Source organism: Nevskia sp., from assembly GCF_023266035.1.
Taxonomy (GTDB): Bacteria; Pseudomonadota; Gammaproteobacteria; order Nevskiales; family Nevskiaceae; genus Nevskia.
The window spans coordinates 21,209-30,049 of sequence record NZ_JAHFRY010000048.1; the positions used below are offsets into that span (position 1 = coordinate 21,209).

Here is an 8,841-nt window from a genome sequence, read left to right on the forward strand (position 1 = left end):
TATAGTCGGCGACGCTGCCGATTCGCGTAGCGCACAGAAAAACGGGGAGAACCACTCAGATGACCATTTCCATTCAAGCCTTGCTGCTGTTCGCCGCCTGGACTTTCCTGCTGGTGCTGGTGGTGTTCGCTTATCGCGGCGTTGCGCTGCTGACCGGCACCTCGATCACCTCGTGGCCGCGGGGCTCGAAGAATGCGAATGATCCCGGCTTCATCCAGCGCGTGGCGGATGCCCACGCCAACAGCCTCGAGAACCTGCCGATCTTCGCGGTACTGGTGCTGGCTGCCCAGGCCGTGGGCAAGCCTGAAGTCACGGCGGGGCTTGCGATGTACGTCGTCTATGCCCGCCTTGCCCAGAGCGGCGTGCACATCCTTGGCGTCAACACGCCACTGGTGCTGGCTCGCGCGACGTTCTGGACCATCCAGCTGGTCTGCTTCGGCCTGATGTTCTGGGGATTGCTGCGTTGAAATTGACGCGCGCCTTTCGTCGTCGCCTGCGCCGTGGCCTGATCTGGGTCGCGGCGCTGGCGCTGGTGCTGGTCGCGCTGATCAACAACTGGGTGGTCAACAATTCGGAAGCCTACGTCTATTCGAATTGGTCGCTGCTGCCGGACAACGAGGTGGGTCTCGTGCTCGGCACCAGCCCGTTCACGCGCAGCGGCAAGCCCAATCCGCAGTTCTACGGCCGCATCGAAGCGGCCGTGCAGCTGTACCAGCTGGGTAAGATCAAGAAGATCATCGTCAGCGGTGCCAATCCGGATTCCACCTACAACGAGCCGCGCCAGATGTGGCGCGAGCTGACCAAGGCCGGCATTCCGTCGCAGGCGATCACCATGGACTTCGCCGGCGTGCGCACCTTCGATTCGATCAGCCGCGCCAAGGCGGTGTTCAATCTCGAGCAGATGACGGTGATCACGCAGGAGTACCACGCCTATCGCGCGGTGTTCATCGCCAAGAAGCTGAACATCCGCGTCGCCGGTTATGCCGCCACCAGCGACAACATCGGCATGTTCAGCCGCACCTACATCCGCGAACTGTTTGCCCGCGTCAAAGCAGTGCTTGATCTCTATGTGCTGTCGACGGAACCCAAGTTCCTTGGTGGCCGCGAGGTGATCAACGCGGCGCCCGAAATCGAGATGCAGCCGCCGCCCTGAACCGTTCGTCGTCCATCCGGACCCGTCGTCCGGTGTGACACTCTTGCAAATCCAGAAAGATCGGATCACGATTCTTTCCATGGAAATTCGAGAATCCAGTTCGACAAGCTACTCCGTAGCAATCGGCGGCAAGCGCCGAAGCGCGCAGCCTGCTGCTGCAAGCGAAGCTGCCCCAGTGCTGTCGAAAGCCGTGGTTCGCGCTGCCGGGCGGCTCGCGCTGTCGCAGGTGCAACTGGCAAAGGCTCTGGGTCTGAGCCCGGCTACCGCGTCGCGACTCAATGCCGGGACCTGGACCCTGGCGCCGGACTCCAAACCTTGGGAACTGGCGACGCTGCTGGTACGTGTCTACCGCTCGCTCGATGCGATCACCGGCGGCAAGGTCGAAGCAATGCAGGCTTGGCTGCATTCCGGCAACAGCGCGCTCGGTGGCGAACCGGCGAAGCTGCTCGGCAGTTGCGAAGGCCTGATCCATGTCCTCCAGTATCTGGACGCCTCCCGCTCTCGCATCTGAGGCGGTCAGCCTCGAAGTGCTGCTCTGGCGGGTCGTCGAGGCTCAGCACACGGTGGCCACACGGGTGCTGGTCGACAGTCAGACCGAGCAGGAACTGCTCGAAGACATCCTCGAAGCGAACAAGCCCGCGGTGCCGGCCGAGTGCCGCACGCTCGACTACCTGCTGTTCACCCCGTTCCGCTATCCCTCGGCCCGGGGCGGCTCGCGGTTTCGCGAGGTGATCGATCAAGGCGTCTGGTACGGCGCCGAAACCGTGCAGGCCGCCTGTGCCGAAGTGGGTTACTGGCGCTGCCGCTTCGTCGCCGCGAGTGAGGGTCTGCGCTCGCTCGATGCGGTTGCCCACACGCTGTTTCGCGCCCAGGCCGGTGGCTTGACCATCGATCTCGGGATTCCCCCGTTCGTGGCCGATGCCGCGCAGTGGATGCATCCGGACGATTACAGCGCCTGCCGCAGCCTGGCACGCAACGCCCGCGCAGCCGGCGTGCAGTTGATCCGCTATGTATCGGTGCGCGATCCCGACCACGCCGCCTGCGCGGCGGTGCTCGATTGCCGCGCCTTCAGCGAGGGACGCGGCATCACCACGCGGCAAACCTGGTTCTTGAGCGCCGATGCGCAGCGCGCGTCCTGGATGCGCACGGGCAGCCGGCCATCACGGCCGGAAGCTTTCGAATTCGATTACCGCTGACCGGCTTCGGCCATCAGCGCCGCCACCCGCGCGCGCCACTCCGGTTGGTCATGAACGACCAGCGACAGCGGCATGCGCCGACGAACCACGTCATCGACGGTGCGCGCCATCTCGTCACGCACTGCAAGCACCACTTCCGCCGCCAGATACGGCGCATCCGGATGAATGCGTTCGGCCCAGGCGTGGTTCTCGTCGAGCAGCGCTTCCACCCGGCCGATGCCGGTGCCGTGACGCAGGCTCAGGGATCGCGCGACATCGGCAGCTAGCCCGCGCCGCGCCAGGCCGGCGACGGCTTCCGCCTGCCAGCCGCTGAAGTCGCCCAGCTCGCGAATCTCGTGCGGCGCGCCGGGCAGGGCATCGCGATCGCTGTGCGATTCGATCGGTTCGCGGCCGAGGCTTTGCAGCACGCGATCGACGATCTCCACTGCGTCGCAGCGCGCGGTCGTGTACTTGCCGCCGAGTGGCCAGACCAGGCCCGGACGCGGTTCCAGCACGGTGAATTCGCGGCTCACCGCGGCCAGGCTTTCGGCGTCTTCGGCTTGCAGGCTGCGGACGCCGGCGAAGCGGCCGATGATCTGTTCCACGGTCCAGGCCAGACCCGGCATCAGTGCGTTGACGGCGTCGATCAGGTACTGCGCCTCGGCTTCGGTGACGCCGACGCCGGTGGCATCGTCGACCGAGGATTCGGTGGTGCCGACCAGGGTCCGGCCGTTCCAGGGAATGACGAAGAACACGCGGCCATCCGAGGGTGCGGTCAGCAGGAAGGCATCTTCCAGCTCGGCAATCGCGGGCATCACCAGATGCACGCCCTTGACCAGTTTCACCGCTAGCTGGGCCGCCTGCTTGCCGTCGCTGCTGCCCATGCGATCCATTCCTGGCAGGCGATGCGCCCAAGGTCCGGCGGCATTGACCACGCAATCGGCCTTGACCGTGTAGACCTCACCGGTCTCGGTGTCGCGCAGGGTCGCACCGGTGCAGCAGTCGCCGTCGAAGCTCAGGCTGTCGGCGGCGACCGCATTGGCGCAAACCGCGCCCGCAGCCTGAGCGGCGGCGATCACGAACAAGGTCATGCGCGCATCGTCCTCCTGGCAATCGCCATAGCGCAGGCCGCCTCGGAGACCAACCTCGTCGAGATAGGGATGAGCCGCCAGCAGCTTCCTGCGCGAGAACGATTTGAAGCGCGGCACCGGCTGCTTGCCGGTGGCCAAGAAGTCATACAGCGTCAGGCCGGCGAGCAGTTGCAGACGGCCGACTCGCGCCCCTTTCCATACCGGCACCACGAAGTTCAGCGGCCGCACCAGATGCGGCGCCAGCCGCGACAGCACCCGGCGTTCCGCCAGCGCATGGCGGACCAGCGCGAACTCGTAGTGCTCCAGGTAGCGCAGACCGCCGTGGATCAGCTTGGAAGACGACTGCGAGGTGCCCGAGCCCCAGTCGTTGCGTTCGACGATCGCCACCTTCAGGCCGCGCTGCGCGGCGTCGCAGGCGGTCCACGCGCCGTAGATGCCGCCGCCGATCACCAGCAGGTCGTAATGCGCGTCGCGGAGTGCAGCGGTTTGTCGGATCAGCGGAAAGGCAGGGGTCATCGGCGCGGAAGATTCAGGAAGGTTTCAATCAGGTTTCTGGATTCGGCTGACCGCAGCCAGCCAGTCGCGCAGCGCCTGGGCTTCGGTCTCGTCGATCACGCCGCTGTCACGGGTCTGATTGATGCGCGTCGGCACGTGGCGCGACAGGCGGCTGACGCTTGCCGCGATCGCCCGCGCCTCGATGGCTTCGCCAGCACGCATCAGCCCAAGCGCCTGGTCGATCAGCGGCCAGGGGCTGGCATCGGCCGGCAGACCGACGCGCTCGCCGAGCCGCTCGCGCAGCCGGCTGTCGCCCTGCAACTGGTTGGCGACGCTGCGCTGCGTGGCTTCACGCGGTGCGCGACGGCTGGGGCCCAGCGGCAGCACGATGCGTCGCGTCAGCCAGGCCAGGAATGGCGACGACAGATGGCGGATCAGGCGATCCAGCGCTTCTTCGCAGGCGCTGAAGGCGTCGGTGCAGATCAGTTCCAGCACCGCGCGTTCGTCGAGATGGGCGCCGCCCTCGTCGTACTGACGCAGTGCGGCACTGGCCAGATAGAGCTGGGCCAGCGCATCGCCGAGCCAGGTGGTCAGGCTGCGCCGGGAGGCTTCGCGGACGGCACGAAGCGCGGTGTACGGCTTGCGCGAGCCGAGTTCGCTGGCCATCACGCTGAGGCCGACATCGGCCGCAAACGCGAGCGCGGCGCTGTAGCGATTGATCTTGCGCAGGTACTGGGTTTCCGGCGCGCTGCTGCCGAACAGCGGGCTGCTCGCGGTCAGGCCCAGCGCGAACGCCTGGGTAGCGGTGCCGAACAGATGGCCGACGTGTGACCACAGCGCGTCATCGAAACGGGTCAGCGCCGTGGCCGGATTCGGATCCTGCGCGGCGGCCAATGCCTGCATGAAAGCACCATGGCTGCGCAGCACACAGGCGCTGTAGACATCGGTACGGGCGACCAGCGCCGGTTCCAGGGTTTCCGACGGCGGTTCGTCGAGATCGGTCACCAGCCTTGCCGACAGGCCTTGATCAAGGCCGAGATCGCGCGCCGTCGCCGTGCATTCGCGAGCCTGGGCCAGACCCAGGGTGCGCGCGAACGCGGCGGCCGCGTAAGGCTTTTCGCCGAGATCGACGGCGCGGGCGGTCAGCGCCGCCAATGCCTGCGCGGCAGTGGCGCGGGCGGCCAGAGTGGCCAACGCTTCCTCGGCCAGTGAGCGTTCACCGAGCGACAGCCCGAACGGCGCATGCAGCTTGGCCAGGCTGCCAGCGGCCAGCGCCAACGCGGTGGCGGAGCCGGCGTGAATTGCGATGGGTGAAATCGCGTCGGCGACGGCGCGGCTCTCGGCACCCTGACGGGCGGCTTCACCGATGTGCTCGCGATCGCCGATCACCGCCTCCAGTGGCAGACGCAGCGGGCCACGCTGGTCACGCAGCAGTGCTGCGTCGAGCAACAGCCAGGTGGGCCCGGTCGCTGCACCCGGCCCGAGGCGCGCTTCGGGATCGCGCAGATCGACACAGCAGCCGACGATTTCCGCATCGGCCGTCAGCGTGATGTCGAGCGTCAGCAGCAACGCCGGACCCTCGTCGCCCGCTTCGATCACGGCATCGCCGGCAATGCCGGATTCGATGGTCTGCAAGTTGGCACCCGCAGCCAATTGCGGCAGCCAGCGGCTTTGTTGGGCCGGCGTGCCATGGCGCTGCAGCGCGGCGATCCAGGCCAGCCGCGAGGGCGCACCGATGCGTCGGGCGAGATCGCTGCCGGCGCTGGCGCTGAGCCGCATCAGCGCGGCTGACTGCGCCAGCGCCGACAGATCGCGCCCGCCATGCAAGCCATCGACGGCCAGACCGTGCAGGCCATAGGCGCGCAGCCGGGCATGGGCCGCGGGTGTCTCAGGATCGCGGGCGTAGCGGCTGCAGAACTCGGCCAGCGGGCCGTCGAGCAGGCTGCGCTCGTCCGGGGTCAGACGGGCGCTGTAGCTTTCGTGGAAACGGCTCCAGTCCGGCTGGCCGTTGAACAGCTCGGCTTCCCAGCCGGTGCCAGTGCCGGTCAGCGCCGCGAGCTGGCGCTCATCGAGCCGCGACAGCACCCGCCGAAAACCGGTGAACAGCGGTCGCGACAGCCATTCCTGGCGCAGCACCGGCAGATTCAGCGGCCCGAACACGATGAGGCCGGCGATCATCATCAGCGCGAAAGCGATCCAGGATTCGCCGAACACGCCGTAGAACAAGGTCACCGCACCGAGCACCAGACTGGTGGTGCGGATGCCGGCCCGGGCATGGGCCAGCGCGACGAAAGCGATCAGGAAAAACAGCAGCCAATAGGCCATGACTCAGGCGCTCCGGCTCAAGGTGATGATCAAGGGTTGCGCTCGCTCATTCGACGGGTGGCTTCGAATTCGTCGCCAGGCAGCCAGGCGATCGATTTCGGCAGGCTCAGCGCCTCCCAGCCAAGGGCCAGGCCGAAACGGGCCATCTCGACGCTCGATGAGAAATCCATGTTTTCGCGGAACTCGTCGCTGGGCTGGTGATAGGTCTTGGCGGTGTATTCGCGGCTCTTTTCCTGCGCCCATTCGCGGGTCTGGCCCACGTACTTGTCGCCCAGACTGACCGAGAACGCCGGCACGCCGACGCGGGCCATGCTGAAGTGATCGGAGCGGTAATAGCTGCCGGCCAGTGGCCGCGAATCGGCCTCGATGGTGAACTTGAAGGCCTTGGCGACCTTTTCAACCGAAGGATAGAAAGTCAGACGATCGGCACCGAGCAGTTTGACGCTTTCCGGCACGCCGAACGGCGCGAAGCTGTCGAAGTTCAGATTCAGCGTGATCTGCCCTGCCGGAATCGGCGGATGTTCGCCGAGATATTTCGAACCGAGCATGCCTTTTTCCTCGGCGGTCACCGCCGCGAAGATCACCGAATGCGGCGGCGGCTCTTTCACCGAGGTATAGGCACGCGCCAGTTCGAGCAGCACCGCACAGCCGGTGGCGTTGTCGATCGCGCCATTGAAGATGCGATCCATCTCCGGTGGGCCGGTCATCTCGGGCGCGACGCCCAGATGGTCGTAATGGGCGCTGTACAGCACCGCCTGCCGCGGCGCGGCCTTGTCGGCACCGGGCAGCATCGCCACCACGTTCGAGGATTCGAAGCGGCGCACATGGCTTTCGATGGTGGCGCTCAGCTTCACCGGCAGATCGAAGGCTCTGAACTCGCGAGTGCCGGCGGCCTTGATCGCGGCATCGAGATCGCGACCGGACAGCGCCAGCAGCAGGCGCGCCACTTCCAGCTGCACCCAGGACGCGGCCTTCAGCTTCGGCCGCTGATCGTCGGCCAGCGCCACCGATTCATTGCTCCACGAGCTTTTCACCACCGACCACGGATAGCTGGCCAGATCCTCGCGATGGATGATCACCGCGCCCAACGCGCCCCTGCGCGCGGCCTGCTCGAACTTGTAGGTCCAGCGCCCGTAATAGGTCAGCGCTTCGCCCTTGAAGAATTTCGGATCGGTGGACGGCGGCTCGTTGACGATGATCAGCGCCACCTTGCCGCGCATGTCCACACCCTTGTAATCGTCCCACTGGTATTCCGGCGCTTCGATGCCGTAGCCGACGAACACCAGCGGGGCATCGACGATCGTCGACTCGGCAAGGCTCTGGTCCGCCACCACGTAGTCATCGAACAGCTTGAGCGGCAAGGCTTCGCCCTCGTTGGGCACGAAGGACATGGTCGTCGTGGTCAGCGTCTGGGTGCCGGCGAAGCGCACTTTCTGCAGATAGCTGCCGTTGTCGCCGGCCGGCTTGAGCCCCGCCAGCGCGAACTGCGCGGCCAGATATTCGGCTGCGATGTCGCCACCACGGCTGCCGGTGCCACGGCCTTCGAGCAGGTCGCTGGACAGGAAGCGGACATGACTCCTGATGTGTTCGGCATCGATACCGGCCGCCGCCGCAGCGACTTCCGGTGGCAGGCCGGCACCGGTCGCAGAAGCGATCGGATCCGCGGCAAAGGCAGCGTTGCCGAGCGATGCGGCAAGGCCAAATGCCAGCGCCAGCCGGCAGATGAGGGAAGGATTCATGACGGATTCCGTTGCGGGTGCAGGCGGATGAGCTACCAGGCCAGGGTGGCGGGTAGCAGGGAACACTCGCAGAATAGGAAAAACCTTGGAGCGCCACAAATGGCCACGCCTTTCCAAACGCAGCCGGTCGCTGACGCGAGCCGTGATTACACCCCTGTCGATCGCTTGCTGCTGCAGGTCGGCAAGGGCTTGGGCTTGCTGGCCAGAGGGCCGTTTGCCGCGCGCCCTGCGGCGCCGATGTCCAGCCGCTACCCGGCAGAACGGGTGGCTGAAGCGCCGCTCGACGAGCGCGAGCGCAAGCACGCCGCCGGCCTGATGCGTGTCAATCACGCTGGTGAAGTGTCGGCCCAGGCGCTGTATCACGGCCAGGCCCTGGTCGCGCGCGATCACGAGGTCCGTGAGCATCTGCTGCGCGCCGCTGCCGAGGAGCGCAATCATCTGCAGTGGTGCGATGCCCGCCTGCGTGAACTCGGTGAGCAGCCGAGCGTGTTGAGCCCGCTGTGGTATGCCGGGTCGTTCGCGATCGGCGCTGCTGCAGGGCTGGTCGGCGACAAGGCCAGTCTGGGGTTCGTCGAGGAGACCGAACGCCAGGTCGTCGATCATCTGAACGAGCATCTCGGCAAGCTGCCGCGCCAGGATCGGCGCTCGCGGGCCATCGTCGAAGCGATGCGCGCCGACGAAACACGTCATGGCGAGGAAGCGGCGGCTGCCGGCGCTGCGCCGGTGCCGATGCCGGTGCGACGGATCATGGCCGGCGTCTCGCAGATCATGAAGTTCGGCGCCTATCGCGTCTGAATCCACCTTCCACGTCGGCCCGTATCCGGGTCGCGTCCAAGAGAGCTACCGACGTGACCAAAGTCTCT

At 66.4% G+C, this 8,841-nt stretch carries 8 protein-coding genes; 5 read left to right on the forward strand and 3 right to left on the reverse strand.

Features of this window, described 5'->3' with window-relative positions:
• The first annotated feature begins 59 nt into the window (after nt 1-59).
• The 4 genes from Q0D45_RS09350 to Q0D45_RS09365 all read left to right on the forward strand — a co-directional run bounded on the left by Q0D45_RS09350 (nt 60) and on the right by Q0D45_RS09365 (nt 2,349).
• Nucleotides 60-467 (forward strand): MAPEG family protein, encoded by a 408-nt coding sequence (locus Q0D45_RS09350; RefSeq protein WP_293391715.1) that lies wholly within the window; start codon nt 60-62, stop codon nt 465-467.
• Nucleotides 464-1,153 (forward strand): ElyC/SanA/YdcF family protein, encoded by a 690-nt coding sequence (locus tag Q0D45_RS09355; RefSeq protein ID WP_293391718.1) that lies wholly within the window; start codon nt 464-466, stop codon nt 1,151-1,153. The genes Q0D45_RS09350 and Q0D45_RS09355 overlap by 4 nt, the downstream gene beginning before the upstream one ends.
• A 121-nt stretch (nt 1,154-1,274) precedes the next feature.
• Nucleotides 1,275-1,664: an MbcA/ParS/Xre antitoxin family protein gene (locus Q0D45_RS09360; protein ID WP_366946399.1), complete on the forward strand. Its 390-nt coding sequence runs from the start codon at nt 1,275-1,277 to the stop codon at nt 1,662-1,664.
• Nucleotides 1,624-2,349 carry an RES family NAD+ phosphorylase gene (locus Q0D45_RS09365; RefSeq protein ID WP_293391722.1) on the forward strand — a complete coding sequence of 242 codons (726 nt, stop codon included), beginning with the start codon at nt 1,624-1,626 and terminating at the stop codon, nt 2,347-2,349. Before Q0D45_RS09360 ends, Q0D45_RS09365 begins: the two co-directional genes overlap by 41 nt.
• Here the strand turns inward: Q0D45_RS09365 and Q0D45_RS09370 are convergent.
• The 3 genes from Q0D45_RS09370 to Q0D45_RS09380 are packed head-to-tail and all read right to left on the reverse strand — an operon-like array spanning nt 2,340 to nt 7,978.
• Entirely contained in the window at nt 2,340-3,935 is a 1,596-nt protein-coding gene (locus Q0D45_RS09370; RefSeq protein ID WP_293391725.1) for a glycerol-3-phosphate dehydrogenase/oxidase, read from the reverse strand. The two genes, Q0D45_RS09365 and Q0D45_RS09370, sit on opposite strands and share 10 nt — an antisense overlap.
• 24 nt (nt 3,936-3,959) lie before the next feature.
• The gene (locus Q0D45_RS09375; protein WP_293391729.1) at nt 3,960-6,239 is read right to left on the reverse strand and encodes an acyl-CoA dehydrogenase domain-containing protein; all 2,280 of its coding nucleotides are present in this window, start codon (nt 6,237-6,239) and stop codon (nt 3,960-3,962) included.
• 29 nt (nt 6,240-6,268) lie between these two features.
• Nucleotides 6,269-7,978 carry a M28 family peptidase gene (locus Q0D45_RS09380; protein ID WP_293391732.1) on the reverse strand — a complete coding sequence of 570 codons (1,710 nt, stop codon included), beginning with the start codon at nt 7,976-7,978 and terminating at the stop codon, nt 6,269-6,271.
• Between the two features lie 99 nt (nt 7,979-8,077).
• Between Q0D45_RS09380 and coq7 the strand changes: the two genes are divergently transcribed.
• Nucleotides 8,078-8,773 carry a 2-polyprenyl-3-methyl-6-methoxy-1,4-benzoquinone monooxygenase gene (gene coq7, locus Q0D45_RS09385; protein WP_293391735.1) on the forward strand — a complete coding sequence of 232 codons (696 nt, stop codon included), beginning with the start codon at nt 8,078-8,080 and terminating at the stop codon, nt 8,771-8,773.
• Nucleotides 8,774-8,841: the final 68 nt, after the last annotated feature.